The organism is Litorimonas haliclonae (genome assembly GCF_965138505.1).
Lineage (GTDB): Bacteria > Pseudomonadota > Alphaproteobacteria > Caulobacterales > Maricaulaceae > Litorimonas > Litorimonas haliclonae.
Map to the genome: position 1 here is coordinate 36,741 of NZ_CBCSCO010000003.1, position 22,507 is coordinate 59,247.

Below are 22,507 nucleotides of genomic sequence, written 5' to 3' on the forward strand. Positions count from 1 at the left end.
CGCAATGAGAACAAATATGAAACATAACGACTATACCCATCACGGCAGTCCGAAGCAGCCGTAACTTTATCAGACCCGTCGAAGGGCTCCGACGGATCGCACTGGAGTTTATAACATGGCCAGAAATTCAACCCCTCTCAAAGTCGTCGGTAAAGCAGACGACAAGAATAAATCCGCCGCGCTAGATGCGGCTCTGTCCCAGATTGACCGCGCCTTCGGTAAGGGCTCCGTCATGAAGCTGGGGCAAAAATCCACAATGGATGTCGCGGCGGTTTCTACCGGCTCGCTCGGTCTGGATATTGCGCTTGGTATAGGCGGCTTGCCTAAAGGGCGGGTTATCGAGATTTACGGACCTGAAAGCTCCGGTAAAACAACCCTCTCACTTCATGCTGTTGCGGAAATGCAAAAAGAAGGCGGCGTGGCCGCGTTTATTGATGCGGAACACGCGCTCGATCCGGTTTATGCTGGAAAGCTTGGCGTTGACGTGAATGAGCTTTTGATTGCTCAGCCCGATACAGGTGAACAAGGCCTCGAAATTGCCGATACGCTGGTTCGCTCCGGCGCGATTGATATTCTGGTTGTCGACTCAGTGGCGGCTTTGACCCCGCGCGCTGAACTGGAAGGCGATATGGGCGACTCGCTCCCCGGTCTTCAGGCCCGTTTGATGAGCCAAGCGCTTCGCAAATTGACAGGCTCCATTTCCAAATCCGGCTGTATGGTAATTTTCATCAACCAGATCCGGATGAAGATTGGCGTTATGTATGGCTCTCCTGAGACGACAACAGGCGGGAATGCGCTGAAATTCTATTCCTCCGTCCGTTTGGATATCCGCCGTATTGGCGCGATCAAATATCGTGATGAAGTGATTGGCAACCAAACCCGCGTTAAAATCGTCAAAAACAAAGTGGCCCCGCCCTTCCGTCAGGTTGAATTTGACATCATGTACGGTGAAGGCATTTCGAAAACGGGCGAGCTGATTGACCTCGGCGTAAAAGCCGAAGTCATAGAGAAGTCCGGCTCTTGGTATTCCTACGGCGACGAACGTATCGGGCAGGGACGCGAAAATGTGCGGAAATTCCTCAAGGAGAATCCCGATATTGCCGCCGATATTGAACGCCGTATCCGCACGAATGAAGGCCTTATCGACGAAGAGCTTCTCATGCCGAAAGAAGAGCGCGTCGAGGATGATGGCGAGGCCAGCGCTTCGGCCTAGCCTTCCTCACAATATTTCCTGAATTTAGAACACCCGAAGGCTCTCCCCCTTATACAGAGCCCTCGGTGCGCAGCCTGCCCTCTAAACCACCTTGGCCCTTATTGTGGTTTTGACTGAGGATGTCTCTTTGGTCTGACGGCAGATTTGCATAAAAGAGCGCTTGGCACTGCCAAGCGCTCTTTCTATATGGGCGGGTAGTTCACTTTATAAGATTTAACCCCGGTGGTTTCATGGCCAGTCTGAATGACATTCGATCGCAATTTCTCAATTATTACGGAACGCATGACCATGCGATCTGGCCGTCGGCTCCGCTTGTCCCGGATAACGACCCGACGCTTCTTTTCGTCAATGCGGGCATGGTGCCGTTCAAGGATTATTTTACCGGATCCTTAAAACCAGAAGCGACGCGCGCCACGACCTCGCAGAAATGCGTCCGTGCGGGCGGCAAGCATAACGATCTGGACAATGTCGGATATACAGCGCGGCACCATACGTTTTTTGAAATGCTCGGAAATTTCTCCTTCGGCGACTATTTCAAAGAACAAGCCATTTCTCATGCGTGGAATATGGTCACCAAAGAATTCGGCCTGCCAAAAGAAAAGCTACTCGTCACAGTCTTTCATACGGATGACGAGGCTTATGACCTTTGGAAGAAAATAGCGGGTCTACCCGACGACCGCATTATTCGCATTGCTACCTCTGATAATTTCTGGGCTATGGGCGATACGGGGCCGTGTGGCCCTTGTTCGGAAATCTTCTATGACCATGGGGATCACATCCCGGGTGGCCCTCCCGGAACGCCAGAAGAAGACGGCGACCGTTTTATCGAAATCTGGAATCTCGTCTTCATGCAATATGAACGCTTTGCGGATGGCCGCGAGCAGCCTCTGCCAAAGCCGTCCATCGATACAGGCATGGGCCTGGAGCGGATTACGACCATCCTTCAGGGCGTTCATGATAATTACGATATCGACCTTTTTAAAACACTGATTGGCGCCTCGGTTGAGCTGACAGGTGTGAAGGCCGAAGGCGAGGCAAAGTTTTCGCACCGCGTCATAGCGGATCACTTGCGGTCTTGTTCATTCCTGATGGCGGATGGCGTCTCGCCGTCCAATGAAGGGCGCGGCTATGTCCTTCGCCGGATTATGCGCCGCGCCATGCGCCACGCGCATTTGTTGGGCGCGAAAGACCCTCTGATGCACCGGCTTGTCCCGACACTGGTTCAGGAAATGGGCGGGGCTTATGACGAACTTAACCGGGCAAAAGCCTCCATTACCGCGACATTTGAGCAAGAAGAAGAACGGTTCCGCCGTACGCTAGGCCGGGGGACAGCGCTTTTGGAAGGCGCGATTTCCGACCTTTCAAAAGGCGGCAAGCTGGACGGCGAAACAGCGTTCAAGCTTTATGATACTTACGGCTTCCCGATTGACCTGACGCAAGACGCGCTACGTGCCAAAGGCCTGGGTATTGATCTGGAAGGATTTGACGCGGCTATGGAGCGTCAGAAAACACAATCCCGCGAAGGCGGCTTTGCGTCCGGTGATCAAGCCACGGATGACGTTTGGAATAAGGCGAAAGACGAGGCTGGCGATAGCGTGTTTACGGGCTATGAATTCCTGACCACTGAACAGGACATAAAGGTTCTGGTTCAGGACGGCGTTAGAGTCGAAAGCGCCCAATCTGGACCCGTCATGTTCCTGACATCTGAGACACCCTTTTATGCTGAAAGCGGCGGTCAAGCCGGGGATAAAGGCGTCGCGACGTTCGAGAACGGCGCCGAAATCAAGATTAAAGACGTTCAGAAAAAGGCGGGCGGTCTTCACGTTCATATTGGCGATCTTGAGGGCTCGGTTGACATCGGGGACAGCGCTAAAATATCTGTAGATTCCAGAAATCGCGAAACGACCAAGCACAACCACTCCGCTACCCACCTATTGCACGAGGCCCTGCGCCGAGTGCTCGGCGAACACGTGGCCCAAAAGGGCCAAATGGTGGATGGGGAACGTATCCGGTTCGATATCTCCCACGGCCAAGCCATCACGCGCGAAGAACTTGCGAAGGTCGAGGATCAGGTGAATGAAATTATTCAGCAAAACTCGCCTGCGATTACGCAGCTAATGAGCCCAGACGACGCCATCAAAGCGGGTGCTTTAGCTCTCTTCGGCGAAAAATATGGTGATGAAGTTCGGGTTTTAAGCCTCGGAGAGGATCCCGAAGGGGGCGCTAAAGCCTATTCCGTAGAGCTCTGCGGCGGCACCCATGTGGCGCGAACAGGCGATATTTCCCTGTTTAAAATCGTCAATGAAGGCGCGGTTGCGGCAGGCATCCGCCGGGTGGAAGCCGTGACAGGCGAAGTGGCGCGCCGCTATTTAGAAGACCAGGCCGGCCTGACCCGCAAGGCGGCGGATATTTTAAAAACACGGCCTGAAGACGTGCCGGAGAGAATTGAGACGCTTCTGGCTGATCGTAAACGTCTTGAGGGCGAACTGGCTGAGGCGAAAAAACAAATCGCGCTCGGCGGCGGCGGAGGCGCGGCAAGCGCCGAAGAGATAAACGGCGTCAAAGTCATGGCAAAGGTGTTGGACGGCGTGTCCGGTAAAGACCTTCGCTCCATGATGAATGAGCAGCTCGACGCGCTCGGTTCGGGCATTGTCGCCTTTGTCGCAAAGGACGCAGGCAAAGTCGCGGTCGGCGTGGCCGTCAGCGATGATCTGGTCGGAAAATATTCGGCGTCCGACTTGGTCAACGTCGGCGCGCCTCTGGTGGATGGCCGCGGCGGCGGCAAGCCCGGCATGGCGCAGGCGGGCGGCTCTAAACCCGAAGGCGCCGATGACGCGCTGGCCGCGATAAAGACGGCGATCTAATCATGCCTGACGCGCTGTATATAACGCCGCGTCTGTCTATCCCAATGAGTGAGATAGAGCTGACCGCGATCCGTGCCTCCGGGCCGGGCGGTCAGCACGTGAATAAAACGTCTTCTGCTATCCAGCTGCGCTTTTATATCCCGGCTTCGGACTCGTTGGACAAAGCTCAGAAATCGCGTTTATTTGCCTATTCGGACAATCACATTTCCGAAAACGGCGTGGTGATTATCAAGGCTCAAAACCACCGCTCACAGGCGCGAAATCAGGACGAGGCGCTCAAGCGGTTCAAGGATTTACTTAAATCTGCTTTTAAAAAAGAGAAAAAACGCAAGCCAACGCGTCCGACGCGGGGATCTGTCAGGCGGCGTCTTAAAGCCAAGAAAATACGTGGCGAGAAGAAAGCTTTAAGAGGGAAAGTCAGCCGCGATGCGAAGTGGTGAATTATCCTTCTGAGAACCCTTTCAGAACGCCGGCGGCATTATCCCCGATTTCCGGCACGCCGTAACCGCCTTCCATAATGAAGCTAGTGGGCAGGCCGAGCTTGGCGATATCCGCGCCATAGGCCGGATAGTCTTCAACTTTCAATTTGAAGCTGCTGATCGGGTCGCGCTCGAAAGTGTCGACACCAAGAGAGACAACGAGGGCGTCTGGTTTGAAGTTTCGGATTTTTGCAATTGCATCCAATAGGGCGTTCCGCCAGGCTGGATAATGCGTGCCTGCGGGCAGGGGGTAGTTCAGAGTATAGCCGTCCCCTTTGCCCGCGCCTTTTTCATCTTTATGTCCCCAGAAATAGGGGAAGTGGTGATCGGGCTCCCCGTGAAGAGAAGCAAAGAGGACATCATCGCGAGCATAGAAAATATCCTGCGTTCCGTTCCCGTGATGAGAATCCACGTCCAAAATAGCAACGCGGTCCATGCCCTTATTCAAAAGCGCCTGAGCCGCGATGGCCGCATTGTTGAGGATGCAATAGCCCGACATATAATCCGCCCCCGCATGATGGCCCGGCGGACGGATAAGGGCAAAAGCCGATTCGCCTTTTGCAACCGACTCAACGGTTCCCAGAGCGCAAGCGGCGGTGGAGGCGAGGGCCGTCCAGCTCGTTTCTGTAATCATCGTGTCGGCGGAGCTGCAGAAATACCCGGCCGCGCCGTCAATCTCGATAGGCGGCTTGGCCCGCCGGGGATTGTAAGGAAAGCTCATAGGCAGGACGTCTCCGGCATAACCGGCGTCTTTCCACCTGGCCCAAGCGGTTTGCACAAAGTGGATGTAATCCGGTGTATGCACGCCATCTAAACAGGTGATATCAAAGGCCGGAGGCTCGGTGAAATCAGTAAATCCCGCGCGCTTCATCCCGGCCATCAGCAGGTCCATCCGATGCGGCCCTTCATGAGGCGTCACCATCTTTCCTCGGTGCACCTCTGCCTTAGGGTGATGAGCCAAATGGTCGTCAGTATAGTAGATTTTCATAGTCGCTGCTGTGCCGATAGTGTATTACAGCCTATAATGCCTACATATTGCGCTTGAAGTCGCAAGGCTAATCGGCTAATTGCGCGTTCAAATCAGCGGCTCACATAGGTGAGGCCGCTTTGTTATTGGTTTAATGGAGGCCCTGATGGCTGTCCCTAAGAGTAAAATTTCAAATTCCCGTCGTGGCATGCGCCGCGCTCATGATGCTTTGACAGCTGTAAACTATGTCGAAGACAAAGACAGCGGCGAGCTTCGCCGTCAGCACCATATCGATCTGAAATCCGGTATGTATAAGGGTCGTCAGGTCCTGACCCCAAAAGACTAAGTCTTTCTGATTAATTATAAGCTGCCGGGAGATACCCATGGTCGAGATCGAAACAGTTTTCGCCAGGGAAATCCTGGATAGTCGTGGCAATCCCACATTAGAAGTCGACGTTACATTAAGTGACGGCGCTTTTGGCCGCGCGGCTGTTCCTAGCGGCGCATCCACCGGAGCCCATGAAGCGGTCGAGCTTCGCGACGGCGACAAGAAGCGCTATGGCGGCAAAGGCGTTCAAAAAGCCGTCGAAAACGTAAATACCGAAATTGCGGATACGCTTTTTGCTCTTGAGGCCGAAAATCAGCGCGGCATTGATCAGATTTTGATTGAACTGGACGGAACGGATAACAAAGCCCGTCTCGGCGCCAATGCAACATTGGGCGTCTCTCTTGCCGTTGCAAAAGCGGCCGCTAATTCTCAGCAAACACCTCTGTACCGATATGTTGGCGGCGCGAATGCCCGGGTTTTGCCTGTTCCGATGATGAATATCATCAATGGCGGCGAGCACGCTGATAACCCTATTGATGTTCAGGAATTTATGGTCATGCCCGTTGGCGCGTCTAGCTTTCCAGAAGCTCTGAGAACTGGCGCGGAAATATTCCATAGCCTGAAATCCAAATTGAAGGCTGACGGTCATAACACTAATGTGGGTGATGAAGGCGGATTTGCGCCAAACCTCGGCTCCACACGTTCCGCCCTCGACTATATCATGTCTGCCGTAGAAGACGCTGGGTTCAAACCGGGCGATGATGTTATGTTGGCGTTGGACGTCGCTTCAACCGAGTTTTACGAAGGCAATAAGTATAATCTGAAAGGAGAGGGCGCGACCCTATCGTCCGCAGATTTTGTGGATTATCTTGCCAAATTGACCGAAGAATACCCTATTATATCCATCGAAGACGGCATGGCCGAAGATGATTGGGAGGGTTGGGTCAATCTGAACGAACGCATCGGAAAGAAGGTTCAGTTGGTAGGCGATGATTTGTTCGTGACCAACCCTAAGCGCCTTCGCACCGGCATCGAAATGGACGCAGCCAATTCTATTCTGATCAAAGTCAACCAAATCGGAACGCTCTCTGAAACTCTTGACGCTGTAGATATGGCGCACCGCGCCGGCTACACGGCTGTGATGAGCCATCGTTCAGGCGAAACGTCTGACACGACGATTGCGGACCTGGCGGTTGCAACAAATTGCGGCCAAATCAAAACAGGTTCTTTGGCGCGTTCTGACCGTCTCGCGAAATATAATCAGCTTTTGCGGATTAATGAAGGCTTGGGCGAAATAGCGGAATATGCAGGACGTTCTATCCTCAAGCTATAGATACGCTTTTTAAACTGCTTATAAGTCTCTGATTCTTTAAGAGTCTTAAGGCTGTCTTAACCCTGATCCGTAATATCGGGGTATGCGTTACGTCCCGCCCATTTCACCCGAAGCGAGCCCGGGCTTCGCCCCTTTTGCGGCTCTTCAGGGGTTTACCCGTGGGGTGCGCTGGCCCGTTATGGCGATTATGATCCTCTATGCCTATTTGGCGTTTCATGCTTTCTCTGGCTCGCAGGGCTTGATGAATTGGATGAATAATGAAGACGAGGCTGTAACCCTTCGATCTCGTCTGGAAAATATTGAAGCAAAGCGTGTTGGACTCGAGACACGTGTGAACGCCCTTGATGTGTCTCATCTGGATGTTGACGCGTTAAATGCGCTTTCTCGCGAAAAATTATATTATTCGCATCCGAAGGATATTACGATTTGGCTTGACCCAAAGGGTTGATTTTGGTGTTTATATATCAAGTCAAGCGGCCTAAGCCGTGTTTTAGTTCGTATCCAAACTATCGAGATTTCTATGGCGACCAAATCAGGTAAACCTGCTCCCAAAAAGTCAGCGTCAAAAAAGCCTGCTTCTAAGAAGCCCTCAGCAAAGACGGTAGAACACAAGACAAATGCGGAAGAGCTTTTAGGCTATTACCGCGAGATGCTGTTAATCCGGCGTTTCGAAGAGAAAGCTGGGCAGCTTTATGGCATGGGCCAGATTGCCGGTTTCTGTCATCTTTATATCGGGCAGGAAGCTGTGGTTATAGGTTGCCAAGCGGCGATGGAAGATGGCGATCAGATGATCACTGGCTACCGTGACCATGGTCATATGCTTGCTTGCGGCATGGAAAGCAGAGGCGTCATGGCCGAGCTGACAGGCCGCGAAGGCGGCTACTCGCGCGGCAAGGGCGGCTCAATGCACATGTTCTCAACGGATAAGAAATTTTACGGGGGTCACGGCATTGTTGGGGCGCAGGTTCCGATTGGGGCAGGAATTGGCTTTGCCAACAAATATCTGAACAACGGGGCCGTCAGCCTCGCTTTCTTCGGCGACGGTGCGTCCAATCAAGGGCAGGTTTACGAAACCTTCAACATGGCCAAGCTCTGGGATTTGCCGGTCGTTTTTGTGATTGAAAATAATCAATACGCCATGGGAACTTCCGTTGAGCGCTCGTCTGCAGAAACCGAACTCTATAAGCGCGGCAGTAGTTTCGAGATAGACGGCATTCAGGTTGACGGTATGAATATCCTCGAGGTGCGCGACGCCGCCGCGAAAGCCATCAAACATGCGAGGTCCGGCAAGGGGCCAATGATTCTAGAGATGAAGACTTACCGATATCGCGGTCATTCCATGTCTGACCCGGCGAAATACCGCTCTCGCGATGAGGTGACCAAGACACGGACAGAACGCGACCCTATTGACGCCGTGCGCAAGCAATTGCTTGACAAAAAATGGGCGGATGAAGACGAGCTCAAGGCGATCGATAAGGAAATCAAAGCCATCGTCGCGGACGCCGCAGAATTTGCCCAAAACTCCCCAGAGCCTGACCCGTCAGAGCTTTGGACTGATGTTCTGCTCGAAGCTTAGTGAGTGCCTAATGCGTTTGCTTAAAAGGGAGCCGGCCTAATGTCTTTAATTGATTATATTGTCCTGACGGTCGCGGTCTATTTTATCATGATCGCCGTTCAAGTCGCGGCGGCTTGGCGGACGCAGTCTTTATCTACTCTGGCCGGACCCCGTGATAATATAGATGATAAAGGCGTCTTTATAGGACGTTGCCGCCGCGCCAATCATAATATGGTTGAGGGCATGCTCTTGTTCTTTCCTCTCGCTTTTGTAGCTTTACATACCAATCCGACCGGCACATTAGCCGTGACCGGAGCGGCCGTATTTGTTTTTGCGCGTATTGTTTATGCGTTTATGTATTGGTTCGGCGTGCCGTGGTTGCGCACTCTGACCTGGGCTGTGTCTCTATTGGGGCTCATCCTGATTTTTCTTCAAGTTTTACCCGTTTAGAGGCCCCGACCTATGGCAATCGATATTAAAATGCCGGCGCTTTCTCCGACTATGGAGGAGGGTACGCTGTCAAAATGGCTCGTCAAAGAAGGCGATAGCGTCACGTCGGGCGATATTCTGGCCGAGATCGAAACCGACAAAGCGACGATGGAAGTCGAGTCGATTGATGAAGGCACTGTCGGAAAAATCGTCATTGCCGCCGGAACAGACGGCGTGAAAGTCGGCGAAGTGATTTTGCAGCTCTTGGAAGAGGGCGACAGCAAAGAGGATTTGTCTGACCCGTCCGCCTCAAAAGATGAGGGCGATAAAGACGACGACAAAGACACGGCTGACAAGGAGGACGATAAAGCGTCTTCCAAAAACGTTGAGCGCGAAGGCGAGGAAGCCGCGCCCGAAGATAAGCCAGGTAAACCCAAACTGGCCGAAATTATTCAGAAAGACCCCGACGTTCCGTCCAATATTAAAATGGTCGAAACGACGGTTCGTGACGCGCTTCGCGACGCGATGGCCGAGGAAATGCGGCGCGATGAAAAGGTTTTCGTCATGGGCGAGGAGGTCGCGGAATATCAGGGCGCTTATAAAGTAACGCGTGAGCTTTTGCAGGAATTTTCTGCACGCCGCGTGGTTGATACACCGATTACAGAATATGGTTTTGCCGGTATCGGTGTCGGCGCGGCGATGGGCGGTCTCAAGCCGATAGTCGAATTCATGACGTTTAACTTTGCCATGCAAGCCATTGATCATATTATCAATTCTGCGGCGAAAACACTTTATATGTCCGGCGGACAGATGCGTTGCCCAATTGTTTTCCGCGGCCCGAACGGCGCGGCGTCCCGCGTCGGCGCGCAGCATTCCCAGGATTATTCCAGCTGGTACGCGCATGTGCCGGGGCTGAAAGTCATTGCGCCTTATGACTCCGCGGATGCCAAAGGCCTCTTGAAAGCCGCCATTCGCGATCCGAACCCGGTCGTCTTTCTGGAACACGAACTCATGTATGGCGAGACATTCGACGTGCCGGATATGGATGATTTCCTTATCCCGATTGGCAAAGCGAAAATCCGCCGTGAAGGCGCGGATGTGACACTCGTTTCTCACTCCCGTATGGTTGGACGCTGCCTCGAAGCCGCCGAGAAACTGGCTGAGGAAGGTATCGACGCTGAGGTCATTGACCTGCGAACGCTTCGTCCTCTGGACACGGCGACCGTGATTAAGAGTGTCAAGAAAACCAACCGTTTGGTCTGCGCCGAAGAAGGCTGGGGCCAGCACGGCGTCGGCGCGGAAATTGCCGCTGTCGTCGTGAACGAAGCTTTTGATTACCTCGACGCGCCGCCCGCACGTGTGCATCAGGCAGATGTGCCGCTGCCATATGCGGCAAACCTCGAAGCACTGAGCTTGCCGGGAACCGAGGATGTCGTGAAAGCGGCGAAGAAGGTTTGTTACGTTGACTAACGCTCAACACTGTTTTGTATAATATTAGAATTTTAAAGTCAGAGCTTCTGACTCTTGGAGAGATAAATGCCTGTTGAAATTCTCATGCCCGCTTTGTCCCCCACAATGGAAGAGGGGACTTTGTCTAAATGGTTGATGAAAGAAGGTGATACGGTATCGTCCGGAGACCTTTTGGCGGAAATCGAAACCGACAAGGCGACGATGGAGGTTGAAGCCGTCGAAGAAGGGACGCTCGCGAAAATCCTGGTGGAAGCCGGAACGGATGGCGTGAAAGTCAATTCGCCTATCGCGCTGCTGCTCGAAGAGGACGAGGATGAAAGCGCTCTGGACGGATATGAGCCGACAGGGGCGGACGTGTCCAAACCGAGCGATAAGGAAGAGCAAAAAGCTGAACCTAAAAGCGAGCCGGTTCCCGACAAACCCAAAGAAGAAACCGGTAAAGCGGACGATGCGCCGTCTACGCGATACGACAAAAAACCTGACGACGGGCCTGCCCCGAAAACGGGGTCGAATAAAGACGGCGATCGGTTGAGAGCCTCGCCTTTGGCGAAGCGTCTTGCGAAAGAAGCCGGGATTGATTTGTCGTCAGTTGAAGGCTCCGGCCCTAAAGGCCGCATTATCAAGGTCGATATTGAAAATTATGAAGCGCCGAAAGAGGCAGAGAAAAAGCCCGAAGCGCCCAAGGATACGAAAGATGAGTCCAAAGAAGTCGGTGCGGTTCGCAGCGGCGGCGCGGAGTATTTGTCCAAAATGGGCATTGAGGCCGGAACCTACGATCTTGAACCTCTGAACGGGATGACGAAAACCATTGCAAGACGCTTGTCAGATTCGAACAATAATGTGCCGGACTTCCCGCTGCAGATTGATTGCGAAATCGATGAGCTACTAAAGCTGCGCAAAGAGTTAAACGCGCAGGCCCCGGAAGGCGTAAAAGTGAGCGTCAATGATATGCTTATTCGCGCCTGCGCCTTGTCTCTGAAATTCGTGCCGGAAGCTAATGCGAGCTATACGCCGGACGGAATCGCTTATCACAAACACGCCGATGTGGCCGTAGCGGTTGCCATTGATGGCGGCTTGATTACCCCGATTGTACGCGAAGCTGAAAATAAAGGCCTATCCACAATATCGACTGAAATGGTGGATCTGGCTGGGCGCGCCCGCGATATGAAACTCAAGCCAAATGAGTATCAGGGCGGTACGTTCTCTATTTCAAACCTTGGCATGATGGGCATTAAATCTTTCGGCTCCATCATTAACGAGCCGCACGGCATGATCCTTTCGGTTGGGGCAGGCGGACCGCGCCCTGTTGTCAAGAACGGGGAGATTAAAGTGGCAACCGTCATGACTGTAACGCTCACCTGTGATCACCGGGTTGTTGACGGGGCGATGGGCGCGAAATGGCTCCAACACTTCAAACGCTATGTCGAGCAACCGATTACAATGATGTTGTAATAACTGAGCAAAGTTTCTCCCTACAGGGGAGGAGCATTGCCCTTCGGCCGCCCCGCGTTATACTTAATGAAAACTTAAGTTCGCGGAACGAATTATGCTTTGGAAATCATTACTTACTGGAACCCTCCTTGCAGGACTTGCCGGAGCAGTCGTTTATTTTGGGACGGGCGGAGAAATTGCCACGGCCGGGGTGAAAGCCGACTTCCAACAAGCCGTTTCGAATACAAAGGAAGCCACAAAATCTGTTGCGGATGATGTCAGCGAGTCGGCCTCCGATACGATAGAAAAAATGGCGAGCGCCTCTGACTCGCTCGAAGCGAAAGTGAAAGAGAGTTTGTCTGATGAAGAGAAGGCTGAGCCGCCAAAATCGCATAATTCGAAGGCCGAAGATACAAACAAATCTGAAAAAAAATGGTTGGACCGCTATCTGAAAAAGAAAGACAACGCTGATAATTCGGATAAAAATAGAACAGAGCAGGCCCCCGTCAATGTAGACGATATGGACGCGTCTGACGTGGACGGAGCTGTTCGAAATATTCTGAAAAAAGAGCGCGAAACCCCGATCGAGCAAGAAACCTCTGAGGGGCAGGAAACAGAGTCGGACGACGATATTCAGCGAACAGAAAGCCCTGACAGTGCAGCGCAGAAAACAGCTATGTCACTTGACATGAATTCCTCAGAAGAAGTCAGAGCGGTGTATGGAACGGCGCTCGCCGAGGCAAAAGACATCAGTATCGTGGAGTTACGTGACCGCGCTTATCTAAGCCTGATTGACTACACGATCCGCAAAAAGGACTTTAAGCGGTCCAAAGCCGTTATCACCGAGATTAGCCAGCCCGAGTTACGCGATACCGCGCGGAGCAATATCGCAGTCGGCCTTGCCCGACTTGGAAAACGCGACGCGGCATTTGCCACTTTGGAAGATGTCGAGACGCAGGCGCTCGCCGATGTGCTTCGCCTTCAAGTGATAGAGGCCATGACGGCCCCCTCCCAGAATCAGGCGAATTCCGCCATTCCAACAAATTAGATATTCCTAATTATGGGTTCTAATGCGCCCAAAAATCTGTCATAGACTTGCGAGAATTAATTCCCGCAATAAGGCCCAAAATTATGGCTGAGACAGCTTTTGACGTTATCGTAATCGGATCCGGACCGGGGGGCTATGTGACCGCCATTCGGGCGTCTCAACTCGGGTTCAAAACGGCGATTGTTGAAAAGGATGATTTGGGCGGGGTTTGCCTGAATTGGGGCTGTATTCCGACCAAAGCGCTTCTGCGATCCGCCGAAGTTTATCACAATATGCAACATGCGGATGAGTATGGCCTTTCCGCCGAGCCGAGCTTTGACCTTGAAAAAATCGTCAAGCGATCCCGCAAAATCGCCGGGCAGCTTTCCGGCGGTATTAAACATCTTATGAAGAAAAACAAAATCACCGTCATCAACGGCTTTGCCAAATTGAAAAAAGGCAAAGACGCCCCGACGGTTGTCGTGGACGGAACAGATTATACGGCCAAACACGTCATCTTGGGAACCGGGGCGCGCGCTCGTCATATCCCTCAGGCAGGTCTGGAGCCGGACGGAAAATATATCTGGACGGCCCGCGAAGCGATGGTGCCGGACAGCATTCCGAAAAAGCTTCTTGTTGTGGGCTCGGGCGCGATTGGCATGGAATTCGCCTCCTTTTTTGACGCTTTTGGCGCCGATGTGACGGTCGTTGAAATGGTGGATCGCATCCTGCCGGCGGAAGATGAAGAGATTTCCAAAATGGCCCGCAAGGCGTTTGAAAAGCGCGGCGTGACAATCAAGACTGAGACGCAGGCTTCTGTAAAGACAGGCAGAAATGGCGTCACAGCGACATTGACCAAAGGCGGCACATCCGAAGAGGTCGAGTTTGACCGCGTCGTTCTGGCTATCGGCATTGTCGGCAATACCGAAGATATGGGCCTCGAAGAGCTGGGCGTTAAAATTGAGAAAACCCATATCGAGGTGGACGAATATTCCTTTACAGGCGTGAAGGGTCTTTATGCGATTGGTGATGTAACCACGCCGCCTTGGCTTGCGCACAAGGCTTCGCATGAAGGCATTATCTGTATTGAGAAAATTGCGGGGGAAAATCCGCACCCACTCGATGCCAATGCAATTCCTGGATGTACATATTGCCATCCGCAAATTGCGTCTGTCGGACACACCGAAGCCCAAGCGAAAGCGGCGGGCTATGACGTAAAAGTCGGACGGTTCCCTTTCATCGGGAACGGCAAGGCGATTGCTTTGGGAGAGCCGGAAGGTCTTGTGAAAACTGTCTTTGACGCTAAGACCGGAGAATTACTCGGCGCGCATATGATCGGCGCGGAAGTGACCGAGCTTATTCAAGGCTATACGATTGCGCAAAAGCTAGAGACGACAGAGCACGAGTTAATGGAAACTGTGTTCCCGCATCCGACCTTGTCAGAGATGATGCACGAGGCCGTCCTCGATGCCTATGACCGGACAATTCACTACTAGGGCTTAGTCCAGTAAGAGTTTGCGACCCTCAATATCTGAGGGCTTTCGTCCGAACCGCAAATATTTAGCAAATCGCTTTTTAGTCTTAAGAGCTGGCTTTTCGATAATATGCCATGACGCGTATGCAATAGCATATGAGAGAGGCGCGATAAGGACGAAAAGCGCGATTGGGCTTAGTTGCGGCCACCAGTAAAAGGCGAGCTGGAGCAGGCCCCAATGATAAATATATATTCCGTAGGAAACATCTGAGAGTTTTTGCAAGGGCTCGAAACGGGGCGCTTTCACGAAGGCGACAAGCATAAGGCCATAAGCGAGCATCAAGTTTACGGCAATTTCCATCGCGTTAATCTGGCTGCATAATACCGCCAATAGGACCATGCACACTAGGCCCAAGACATGGAAGTTTAGGTGTTCCCGATAGGCGAAAATTGTTGCGCCCAATCCATAAGCTATAGCGAACCGCAATGCATTTTGCGCCGTTGCGGGAAGGTGCTCGTAAAGCCCGGTCTCTTTGGCGATTAACCACGCCAAACTAGGCAAAATAAACTGCGCCAAAATCATCCATTTGCGCCGCATCAGCCCCAAAGAGAAAATTAAGGCCGTCATTAGGTAAGCCAAGAGTTCATAGCGAAGCGTCCAGAGCGGCGCCGCGGCAAGCTGTTCATGATTCGTCAAAAACGCGCTCGGCAAGACCATATCCGAATTGATAAAGGTCAAAACGAGAAAGGGTTGTTTCCAGACATCCGGATGGGTGAGGTAATCCCATAGGGGAAGCGTGGTGGCGAGCGGCCCGATTAAAAGCAGCACAAAAGCCACATGAATAATTAGGGCCGGGTATATTCGAAGTATGCGGGCAGACCCATATTCGGGTAAATCCTTACGATAAGTCATGCTTTTGGTGACCAGGAAACCTGAGGTAATAAAGAATAAATTCACCGCCAGATAGCTTAAGCCATATCCGAAAAACACATACGCTCCGGCGGAAATGTCACGAAAACCGACAATCATGGCGTGTTCTGTCACGACCAAAAGTGCCATCAGAATACGCAAAGGGGTGAAAAAATTGTCGTGGCCATCCCGGATTCGGACAGGCGCCTTTAATCGCTGGAACAGCGATAAATGTAAATCAGCAGTGTCTTTTGTCTCGGACAAAATTCATTACCCTCATTAAAGCCAGTGTTTCTAGCGGTATCCCGTTAATATAAGCAAAAAATGCGCCAACTAACTTCATTTGCAGATTTGCGGCCACTGCCTTGCAGTGAAAGCCTGAAATTACGCTTGCCCCAAGCGGTTAAAACCCCCATTTAACGGCCATGGCTACGCTAATTGATACCGCGCAGAATATTCGCCCCAAGCCCGCTTTAAGGCATCCGGAGAAGGCCAACCGGCCGGACACGGAAGTGCTCCGCAAACCGTCTTGGATCCGGGTAAAAGCCCCGACATCCAAGGGCTATGCCGAAACGCGCAAGATCGTAAAAGACAAAGGTCTTGTAACTGTTTGCGAAGAAGCTGGCTGTCCGAATATTGGCGAATGCTGGGAAAAATCCCATGCGACCTTTATGATTCTTGGCGAGATTTGCACACGGGCCTGCGCTTTTTGCAATGTCGCCACCGGCCTTCCTCAAAGCGTTGACGCTTACGAGCCTAAAAAGATTGCGGAAGCGGTTGAAGAAATGGGGCTCAAACATGTCGTGATTACGTCTGTTGACCGCGATGACTTATCAGACGGCGGCGCGCAGCACTTTGTAGATGTGATTGAAGCCATCCGCGCTCGATCGCCCAAAACCACAATTGAAATCCTGACGCCTGACTTCCTTCGTAAAGAGGGCGCGGCCGAAACCGTCATTGATGCACGCCCCGATGTGTTCAATCACAACCTTGAAACCGTGCCGCGCCTTTATTTGTCTATTCGTCCCGGCGCCCGTTATTTCCACTCTCTTCGCCTGCTGGAGCGCGTCAAAGAACGTGACCCGTCTCAATTTACTAAATCGGGTCTGATGGTTGGGTTAGGCGAAACCAAAGAAGAAGTGATGCAGGTCATGGATGATATGCGCTCTGCGGGAATCGACTTCTTGACGATTGGTCAATATTTACAGCCGACCCGTAAACATGCCGCCGTAAAACGTTTTGTAACCCCTGAAGAGTTCAAAGCGTATGAGACAATAGCACGGGCCAAAGGCTTCCTAGTCGTCTCCTCAAGTCCTCTGACCCGTTCCAGCTATCACGCCGATAGCGATTTCGCGAAACTTCAAGCTGCCAGACGGGCTCAGCACGCCTAATGCCGTCCGCTAGTTTTACGAAACGCATCAATCATAGTGCGGATGAGCTGTTGGACATGGTTGCAAATGTCGAAGAATACCCGACTTTTATTGATCTGATTTCAAGTTTGCGGATTACCAAACAAGTCAGCGAGACTGATTTCGAAGCAGAAGCGGTCGCGGCCTATAAGTCTATTCGTCAAAGCTTTAAGTCACTTGTACAAGTTGATCGAGATAAGAAACTAATTCGCGTCACCAAAGCTGAAAAGGGCGGGGCTGTCAAAAACCTTGAAAACCGATGGGTGTTTCACGAGCTGCCCGACGGCACAACTCTCGTGGATTTTTATGTCGATGTGACGTTAAAAGCGTTTCCGTTGAATCTTTTGATTAAAGATAAATTTGAAAAAGCTAGCCGACATATCATGAATGTGTTTGAAACTAGGGCCGCGCAAGTTTGCGATCCTGTCAAAGCTGATCCGGCCCTCAATCTGGCGAAACAAAAAGAGTTATTGGGCCTGGCTTAGGGCCGCTTTCAAGGCTTTTAAGGCTTCGTAACACGTCACGTCTCTGACTTTATTTCGTCCAATATCTCCAAAGTTGAATAGTGCAGCCTTAGCGGGCTGACTTTTCTGGGCTAGTCCAATCCAGACCGTTCCGATGGGTTTCTCTTCTGAGCCCCCACCAGGCCCGGCAATGCCGGTGACAGAAATCGCGAGGTCGGTTTCGAGTGCGGTAAGAACGCCCTGCGCCATAGCTTCAGCGACTTCTTCGCTCACCGCGCCATGTGTCTCTATAATTGCCTCTGGAACATCCAATTGGTTGGCTTTCACTGCGTTGTCATAGGCAATTATGCCGCCCTTGAAAGGCGCTGAGGACCCTGGGATCGAGGTAATGGCGGCTCCTATAAGGCCGCCTGTGCAGCTTTCTGCTGTGGCTATGGTCAGGTCTCGCTCGGTTGCGAGAGACACGACATCGCTAGCTAAGGAAAAAATATCTTTAAGGCTAATGCGGGTCATAATGGGAGCTTTACGGTGGCGACAGCCTGAGCTGCCAAACCTTCTCCCCGTCCAGCAAAGCCAAGTTTTTCTGTGGTTGTGGCTTTGACGCTTACGCGGGTCAGGGGGAGCTGGCAAAGCTCCGCAATGCGCTCTCGCATCTTTTCGCGATGGGGTTTGATTTTTGGCTTTTCACAAATCAGTGTCACATCAACGTGCTGGAGGACGCCGCCCCGTTCCGCCATTTTTTCCAAGGCAAAAAGCAAGAATTTATCAGAGGCCGCGCCTTTCCACTTAGGATCGGAAGGCGGGAAATGATCGCCAATATCCCCATAGGCCAACGCGCCGAGCAAGGCGTCTGTCAGGGCGTGAAGTCCCGCATCTGCGTCCGAATGCCCTTTCAGAGTAAACCCGCAGTCTATCGAGACCCCGCATAGCCAAAGAGGGTTGCCTTCCTCGAATTGATGGACGTCAAATCCGGATCCGGTGGCGATATAGCTATCTGTTTGCATCATCTGCTCCGCTTTAGCGAAATCCGCGGGATAGGTCAGTTTAAAATTACGCTCATCGCCTTGGGTTAAAGTAATTGCGAGTCCTTTCTCTTGCGCGACGGCAATGTCGTCTGCCCGGCTTTCGTCCGTGGGCAGGGCATTGAACGCTTGGAGTATTTCTGAATAGTGAAACGCTTGGGGAGTTTGGACGCGGCGGAGGCCCTCCCGGTCCACCGCTTCGCCGGAAAGCGTTTTTAGGGCATCAGAAATGGGAAGGACGGGCGCAGCCGCAGGGCTGGAGAGGAGCGCCTTCGCAAGACCGGAGAGGAGCTTTCGCGAAACGAAAGGGCGGGCTGCGTCATGAATATAGACATGGTCAACTTTCGAATTTTCGAGGGCCCTTAAACCGTTTCGCACAGATTCTGTGCGGGTTTGCCCGCCCGTGATGATTTTAGCGTCAAGACACAAATCGGCCAAAACGGAACGAATATTTTTGTCATCAGGTCTGATGACCACGCAAAAAACATCGAAATTATAGGCTTTTTGTAGATTGAAAAGCGTATGATGGAGAAGAGGCTTTCCCGACAACAGGCGATATTGTTTAGGAATGTCTCCGCCCGCCCGTTCGCCTTTCCCGGCAGCGACTAAAATTAAGGCGGTACGGGGCATAGTCCCTCAAAACGTGTGGTGAATTATTGTGCAGACGTTTCGTCGGCTCTAAGAGAGGACAATGGCAAATCCTCTTCATATCGGCAAGTTCGAACTGCGCTCCCGCGTGCTCGTGGCGCCGATGTCAGGCGTAACAGATTTACCCTTCCGTAAAGTACTGGCTAAATTTCAACCCGGGCTCGTTGTCTCAGAAATGGTAGCGGGGGACCGTTTGGCCAGCGGGGACCCTGAAAATTTGGCGAGAGCCGCAGGGTCGTCAGAGATTCACCCTCTGGCCGTGCAGCTTGTGGGTCATGATCCCGAGTGGATGGGGGTTGGGGCAAAACTCTGCGAAGAAGCGGGCGCACACATCATAGATATCAATATGGGGTGTCCGGCCCGTAAAGTCGTCGGGGGTCAATCCGGCTCTGCATTGATGCGGGATTTAAACCATGCCTTGGCAATGATTGAAGAGACCTTAAGCGCTACGTCACTTCCCGTAACTCTTAAGATGCGCCTAGGGTGGGATGAGAAGAGTTTGAATGCGGCTGAACTTGCCAAACGGGCCGAAGCCGTCGGCGTTAAAATGGTTGTGGTTCACGGACGAACGCGCTGCCAATTTTACGAAGGCCGCGCGGATTGGGCAGCTGTGAAAGCCGTGAAAGAGGCCGTCTCAATTCCCGTTATTGTCAACGGCGATGTAGATACAGGCGAGGCGGCATGCCGTGCGATGGAACTCTCCGGCGCTGACGGCGTCATGATTGGGCGCGCGCTAACGGGGCAGCCTTGGCTGATTTCTGAAATTGCAGAAGCGGTGGACAAAATTCCTGCGCCAAGGCTCTCCTTCTCTCAGAAGTCGGAGATTGCGACGCATCATTATACAGATATTCTTCAGTTTTACGGAAAAGGCAAAGGCCTTCGCGTGGCGCGCAAACATGTCGCTGCCTATCTGGAACACGCTCCGATGGATATTCCGGACTCCGACCGAAGATTAGCGCTTTCCAGTAAAGACCCAAATCAGGTTCTGTCAATTTTAGAGAAGGCGTTTCAGAATGTGGAGCAGACGGCAGCATGAGTAATCCAGCGCTCGGAACGCATATCGGTGAAGATGCGCCTTATCCGTGCTTTCTGGTTGATCCGGAAACTCAAAAGGTAGCGTGGGCGAACGACGCCGCCCAAAGCTGGACTGGGTTATCAGTCAAAGGGTTGAGCAAGCAAGACATCTGGACGATTTTGAATATCCAAGACGTTCCCAGAGACCGTATTTTACAGTCTTTCGATGAAGGGAGTGCCGTGACAGTTCGTGATTGCGAGATTAAATTCGAGCACCGGAAAGGCGCCGAAGTCCAGCTCTCTCACGTAACGTCTTTCTCGACCCAAGGTCATATCGGCCTGGGTATTCGGTTCGCCAAAGCCCAACCCCGAAATAATCGTATGGGCGGACAGGTTGTGTCCGGCATGGGCCGATTAATAGCACACGAACTTAAAAACCCTCTGGCCGGGATAAAGGGCGCGGCGCAGCTTTTGCGCGAAGATGTCTCCAACGAAGAAGGGCAGTCTCTGATTGACCTTATATCGTCGGAAATCGACCGGATCCGCCGATTGGCTGACCGGATGGAAACGCTGGGTGACAGCGACCCGGAAATTGAAGAGCAGGTCAATATTCACGAAATTCTCAGACGGGCTCGGAAAATTATTCAGTCCGCTGATAAAAACCTGGTTTTCACCGAACATTACGATCCGTCCTTGCCACACGCCGCAGGCGACCCAGACACTCTGATGCAAGCGGTCTTAAACCTTATTAAAAATGCGTCTGAAGCAGGCACTGAGATTACCTTGCAAACCAAATTTAGAAGTGGGGTTTCCGCCACAGGAGAGGGCGAGGAAAAGTCCCAGAGCCTGCCGATAGAAGTCCAAATTATTGATAATGGTCCCGGCATACCTGCCGACTTGGTTGATCAGGTGTTCCAGCCCTTCATGTCAACAAAACAGGACGGGCAGGGGCTCGGTCTTGCGCTTGTTTCAAAAGTCGCCGCCGCTCATGGCGGCGTTGTCGAAGTGCGTTCGCATCCAGGCCATACTGCTTTTTCTCTCCTTCTTCCTGCTCCGCGTCCCAAGAACGAACGCCCTAATACAGAAAGTCCAGATAATGAAATATGAAGTTCTGCTTGCCGACGATGATGACAGCGTTCGGCTCGTTCTATCGAAAGCGCTGACCCGAGCTGGTCATAATGTCAAAGCGACAGACAATGCTCAGACCCTGTTGAAGTGGGCGCAAGCCGGGCAGGGAGATATAATCGTCACCGACGTTATGATGGGGGGACGGGAGGTCTTTGAAACCCTTCCTGAAATTTCGGCGGCGCGGCCAAAAATGCCAATTGTCGTTATCAGCGCAAATAATACGGTCAACACAGCACTGAAAGCCGGACAGCAAAAAGTCTTTGAGTATGTGCCAAAACCTTTTGATCTCGACGATGTCACCAATGCAGTGTCGCGGGCAGGGCAATCCGTTAATCCGCGCCGTGGCCGGGTTAATCCGAAAACTAAGCGACTTCCCATAATTGGGCGTAGTCCGGCTATGCAACCCGTCTACCGCGCTGTCTCGCGTTTTTCTTCAAGTGATTTGCCTGTTCTCATTCAAGGCGCGGTGGGGACCGGGAAAGATTTGGTTGCGCAGCTTCTCCATGATGGCGGCCCGCGCGCGGATCGTCCATTTTTGCGGACCAGTGACTTTTCCAACACGTCTCTGACCCTGCAAAAGGTCAATGGCGGAGATATTTATCTGGACGAAATTGCAGAGCTTAGCCTGACGCAACAAGAGGGCTTGATGTCGCTTATGACAGAAGCCGAACTGATACCGGCGTCGAAACGTCCGCGCGTTCTCTCCGCCACACGAAAAGATTTACGTAAGATGGCTGAAAGCGGCGCCTTCCGTGACGATTTATTGTTTCGAATCAATGTGGCTGAAATACGTATTCCGCCTCTGTCAGGGCGGGATAAGGATACTTATGAATTGGCTGAAAGCTTTTTGTCCCATGCGTCTCCGGGCCAGCCGCGACGTTTCGAATCTGATGCCTTAGATATTCTGCACCGCCATAGCTGGGCCGGAAATGTACGGGAATTAGAAAATTTAGTTAGACGACTTTCTGTATTGTATTCTGACGACGTCATAACCGCAGATATGGTGTTACAGGAATTCTCCAAAGATATCCCTTCTCGCAACGCTGAGGGCGAGACAAAGGAAAAACTCGATAAAAAACTCGAAGAAGCTTGCCGCATTCTATTGAACGACGAGACTGCGGAACTTGAAGAAACGATATATCAAACAGCTCTGTCATGGGTAGAAAAGCCGCTAATTGTCGAAGCTTTGCGGCTGACAGGGGGGAATCGGGCCAAGGCGGCGGAACTTCTTGGAATACATAGAAACACCCTTCGGACGCGTCTGAAATCTCTAGAAATCTCTTAAATGAGCGAAAAAAAAAGGATAACCAAAAGGAAAGAGTTTCTTGTGTTGATTTTGAGC

At 52.1% G+C, this 22,507-nt stretch carries 21 protein-coding genes; 17 read left to right on the plus strand and 4 right to left on the minus strand.

Annotated features, from left to right (window positions below; translation table 11 throughout):
• The first annotated feature begins 115 nt into the window (after nt 1-115).
• The 3 genes from recA (at nt 116) to arfB (ending at nt 4,517) form a co-directional block, all read left to right on the plus strand.
• On the plus strand, nt 116-1,213 hold the full coding sequence (gene recA / locus ACNA05_RS07430; protein WP_415810808.1) for a recombinase RecA: 1,098 nt from the start codon (nt 116-118) through the stop codon (nt 1,211-1,213).
• A gap of 230 nt (nt 1,214-1,443) precedes the next feature.
• Nucleotides 1,444-4,077, plus strand: a complete 2,634-nt coding sequence (gene alaS / locus ACNA05_RS07435) for an alanine--tRNA ligase (protein ID WP_415810809.1) — start codon at nt 1,444-1,446, stop codon at nt 4,075-4,077.
• Between the two features lie 2 nt (nt 4,078-4,079).
• On the plus strand, nt 4,080-4,517 hold the full coding sequence (gene arfB, locus ACNA05_RS07440; protein ID WP_415810810.1) for an alternative ribosome rescue aminoacyl-tRNA hydrolase ArfB: 438 nt from the start codon (nt 4,080-4,082) through the stop codon (nt 4,515-4,517).
• A 1-nt stretch (nt 4,518) separates the two neighbouring features.
• On the opposite strand, the gene ACNA05_RS07445 is transcribed toward arfB, so the two are convergent.
• Nucleotides 4,519-5,544 carry a histone deacetylase family protein gene (locus tag ACNA05_RS07445; RefSeq protein ID WP_415810811.1) on the minus strand — a complete coding sequence of 342 codons (1,026 nt, stop codon included), beginning with the start codon at nt 5,542-5,544 and terminating at the stop codon, nt 4,519-4,521.
• A gap of 145 nt (nt 5,545-5,689) precedes the next feature.
• Here ACNA05_RS07445 and rpmF point away from each other — a divergent pair, with 145 nt between their 5' ends.
• The 9 genes from rpmF to lpdA all read left to right on the plus strand — a co-directional run bounded on the left by rpmF (nt 5,690) and on the right by lpdA (nt 14,592).
• Complete coding sequence (rpmF, locus tag ACNA05_RS07450) at nt 5,690-5,869, plus strand: 50S ribosomal protein L32 (protein WP_415810812.1); 180 nt, start codon at nt 5,690-5,692, stop codon at nt 5,867-5,869.
• A 37-nt stretch (nt 5,870-5,906) separates the two neighbouring features.
• The gene (gene eno, locus ACNA05_RS07455) at nt 5,907-7,184 is read left to right on the plus strand and encodes a phosphopyruvate hydratase (RefSeq protein WP_415810813.1); all 1,278 of its coding nucleotides are present in this window, start codon (nt 5,907-5,909) and stop codon (nt 7,182-7,184) included.
• Nucleotides 7,185-7,266: 82 nt separating this feature from the next.
• Nucleotides 7,267-7,632, plus strand: a complete 366-nt coding sequence (locus ACNA05_RS07460) for an FtsB family cell division protein (protein WP_415810814.1) — start codon at nt 7,267-7,269, stop codon at nt 7,630-7,632.
• Between the two features lie 72 nt (nt 7,633-7,704).
• The gene (pdhA, locus tag ACNA05_RS07465; protein WP_415810815.1) at nt 7,705-8,760 is read left to right on the plus strand and encodes a pyruvate dehydrogenase (acetyl-transferring) E1 component subunit alpha; all 1,056 of its coding nucleotides are present in this window, start codon (nt 7,705-7,707) and stop codon (nt 8,758-8,760) included.
• A 39-nt stretch (nt 8,761-8,799) separates the two neighbouring features.
• A complete protein-coding gene (locus ACNA05_RS07470) occupies nt 8,800-9,189 on the plus strand; it encodes an MAPEG family protein (protein ID WP_415810816.1) in 390 nt (129 codons plus the stop codon).
• Between the two features lie 12 nt (nt 9,190-9,201).
• Nucleotides 9,202-10,638, plus strand: a complete 1,437-nt coding sequence (locus tag ACNA05_RS07475; protein ID WP_415810817.1) for a pyruvate dehydrogenase complex E1 component subunit beta — start codon at nt 9,202-9,204, stop codon at nt 10,636-10,638.
• 66 nt (nt 10,639-10,704) lie between these two features.
• Complete coding sequence (locus tag ACNA05_RS07480) at nt 10,705-12,090, plus strand: pyruvate dehydrogenase complex dihydrolipoamide acetyltransferase (protein WP_415810818.1); 1,386 nt, start codon at nt 10,705-10,707, stop codon at nt 12,088-12,090.
• A gap of 94 nt (nt 12,091-12,184) precedes the next feature.
• Nucleotides 12,185-13,117 (plus strand): hypothetical protein, encoded by a 933-nt coding sequence (locus tag ACNA05_RS07485; RefSeq protein ID WP_415810819.1) that lies wholly within the window; start codon nt 12,185-12,187, stop codon nt 13,115-13,117.
• A gap of 83 nt (nt 13,118-13,200) precedes the next feature.
• Entirely contained in the window at nt 13,201-14,592 is a 1,392-nt protein-coding gene (lpdA, locus tag ACNA05_RS07490) for a dihydrolipoyl dehydrogenase (protein ID WP_415810820.1), read from the plus strand.
• A 3-nt stretch (nt 14,593-14,595) separates the two neighbouring features.
• Here lpdA and ACNA05_RS07495 read toward each other — a convergent pair whose 3' ends face one another.
• Nucleotides 14,596-15,744, minus strand: coding sequence for an acyltransferase family protein (locus ACNA05_RS07495; protein WP_415810821.1), 1,149 nt, complete (start codon nt 15,742-15,744; stop codon nt 14,596-14,598).
• Between the two features lie 161 nt (nt 15,745-15,905).
• On the opposite strand from ACNA05_RS07495, the gene lipA reads away from it, so the two are divergent.
• The gene (lipA, locus tag ACNA05_RS07500; protein ID WP_415810822.1) at nt 15,906-16,871 is read left to right on the plus strand and encodes a lipoyl synthase; all 966 of its coding nucleotides are present in this window, start codon (nt 15,906-15,908) and stop codon (nt 16,869-16,871) included.
• Nucleotides 16,871-17,374 (plus strand): type II toxin-antitoxin system RatA family toxin, encoded by a 504-nt coding sequence (locus ACNA05_RS07505; RefSeq protein ID WP_415810823.1) that lies wholly within the window; start codon nt 16,871-16,873, stop codon nt 17,372-17,374. The genes lipA and ACNA05_RS07505 overlap by 1 nt, the downstream gene beginning before the upstream one ends.
• Here ACNA05_RS07505 and ACNA05_RS07510 read toward each other — a convergent pair.
• Together ACNA05_RS07510 and ACNA05_RS07515 are read right to left on the minus strand one after the other, a co-directional pair.
• Nucleotides 17,357-17,866, minus strand: coding sequence for a CinA family protein (locus ACNA05_RS07510; RefSeq protein WP_415810824.1), 510 nt, complete (start codon nt 17,864-17,866; stop codon nt 17,357-17,359). The genes ACNA05_RS07505 and ACNA05_RS07510 overlap by 18 nt on opposite strands.
• Nucleotides 17,863-19,005 (minus strand): bifunctional 2-C-methyl-D-erythritol 4-phosphate cytidylyltransferase/2-C-methyl-D-erythritol 2,4-cyclodiphosphate synthase, encoded by a 1,143-nt coding sequence (locus tag ACNA05_RS07515; RefSeq protein ID WP_415810825.1) that lies wholly within the window; start codon nt 19,003-19,005, stop codon nt 17,863-17,865. The genes ACNA05_RS07510 and ACNA05_RS07515 overlap by 4 nt, the downstream gene beginning before the upstream one ends.
• A 61-nt stretch (nt 19,006-19,066) precedes the next feature.
• Between ACNA05_RS07515 and dusB the strand changes: the two genes are divergently transcribed.
• Genes dusB through ACNA05_RS07530 form a run of 3 tightly spaced genes read left to right on the plus strand, consistent with a single transcriptional unit; the run spans nt 19,067 to nt 22,450 of the window.
• On the plus strand, nt 19,067-20,059 hold the full coding sequence (gene dusB, locus ACNA05_RS07520; protein WP_415810826.1) for a tRNA dihydrouridine synthase DusB: 993 nt from the start codon (nt 19,067-19,069) through the stop codon (nt 20,057-20,059).
• Nucleotides 20,056-21,144 carry a two-component system sensor histidine kinase NtrB gene (locus ACNA05_RS07525; protein WP_415810827.1) on the plus strand — a complete coding sequence of 363 codons (1,089 nt, stop codon included), beginning with the start codon at nt 20,056-20,058 and terminating at the stop codon, nt 21,142-21,144. The genes dusB and ACNA05_RS07525 overlap by 4 nt, the downstream gene beginning before the upstream one ends.
• The gene (locus tag ACNA05_RS07530) at nt 21,134-22,450 is read left to right on the plus strand and encodes a sigma 54-interacting transcriptional regulator (RefSeq protein WP_415810828.1); all 1,317 of its coding nucleotides are present in this window, start codon (nt 21,134-21,136) and stop codon (nt 22,448-22,450) included. Before ACNA05_RS07525 ends, ACNA05_RS07530 begins: the two co-directional genes overlap by 11 nt.
• The last annotated feature ends 57 nt before the right edge of the window (nt 22,451-22,507 follow it).

Coding starts and splice junctions, on each gene's coding strand:
- recA (WP_415810808.1), top strand. CDS start 116: ATGGCCAGAAATTCAACCCCTCTCAAAGTCGTCGGTAAAGCAGACGAC.
- alaS (WP_415810809.1), top strand. CDS start 1,444: ATGGCCAGTCTGAATGACATTCGATCGCAATTTCTCAATTATTACGGA.
- arfB (WP_415810810.1), top strand. CDS start 4,080: ATGCCTGACGCGCTGTATATAACGCCGCGTCTGTCTATCCCAATGAGT.
- ACNA05_RS07445 (WP_415810811.1), bottom strand. CDS start 5,544: ATGAAAATCTACTATACTGACGACCATTTGGCTCATCACCCTAAGGCA.
- rpmF (WP_415810812.1), top strand. CDS start 5,690: ATGGCTGTCCCTAAGAGTAAAATTTCAAATTCCCGTCGTGGCATGCGC.
- eno (WP_415810813.1), top strand. CDS start 5,907: ATGGTCGAGATCGAAACAGTTTTCGCCAGGGAAATCCTGGATAGTCGT.
- ACNA05_RS07460 (WP_415810814.1), top strand. CDS start 7,267: ATGCGTTACGTCCCGCCCATTTCACCCGAAGCGAGCCCGGGCTTCGCC.
- pdhA (WP_415810815.1), top strand. CDS start 7,705: ATGGCGACCAAATCAGGTAAACCTGCTCCCAAAAAGTCAGCGTCAAAA.
- ACNA05_RS07470 (WP_415810816.1), top strand. CDS start 8,800: ATGTCTTTAATTGATTATATTGTCCTGACGGTCGCGGTCTATTTTATC.
- ACNA05_RS07475 (WP_415810817.1), top strand. CDS start 9,202: ATGGCAATCGATATTAAAATGCCGGCGCTTTCTCCGACTATGGAGGAG.
- ACNA05_RS07480 (WP_415810818.1), top strand. CDS start 10,705: ATGCCTGTTGAAATTCTCATGCCCGCTTTGTCCCCCACAATGGAAGAG.
- ACNA05_RS07485 (WP_415810819.1), top strand. CDS start 12,185: ATGCTTTGGAAATCATTACTTACTGGAACCCTCCTTGCAGGACTTGCC.
- lpdA (WP_415810820.1), top strand. CDS start 13,201: ATGGCTGAGACAGCTTTTGACGTTATCGTAATCGGATCCGGACCGGGG.
- lipA (WP_415810822.1), top strand. CDS start 15,906: ATGGCTACGCTAATTGATACCGCGCAGAATATTCGCCCCAAGCCCGCT.
- ACNA05_RS07505 (WP_415810823.1), top strand. CDS start 16,871: ATGCCGTCCGCTAGTTTTACGAAACGCATCAATCATAGTGCGGATGAG.
- ACNA05_RS07510 (WP_415810824.1), bottom strand. CDS start 17,866: ATGACCCGCATTAGCCTTAAAGATATTTTTTCCTTAGCTAGCGATGTC.
- ACNA05_RS07515 (WP_415810825.1), bottom strand. CDS start 19,005: ATGCCCCGTACCGCCTTAATTTTAGTCGCTGCCGGGAAAGGCGAACGG.
- dusB (WP_415810826.1), top strand. CDS start 19,067: ATGGCAAATCCTCTTCATATCGGCAAGTTCGAACTGCGCTCCCGCGTG.
- ACNA05_RS07525 (WP_415810827.1), top strand. CDS start 20,056: ATGAGTAATCCAGCGCTCGGAACGCATATCGGTGAAGATGCGCCTTAT.
- ACNA05_RS07530 (WP_415810828.1), top strand. CDS start 21,134: ATGAAATATGAAGTTCTGCTTGCCGACGATGATGACAGCGTTCGGCTC.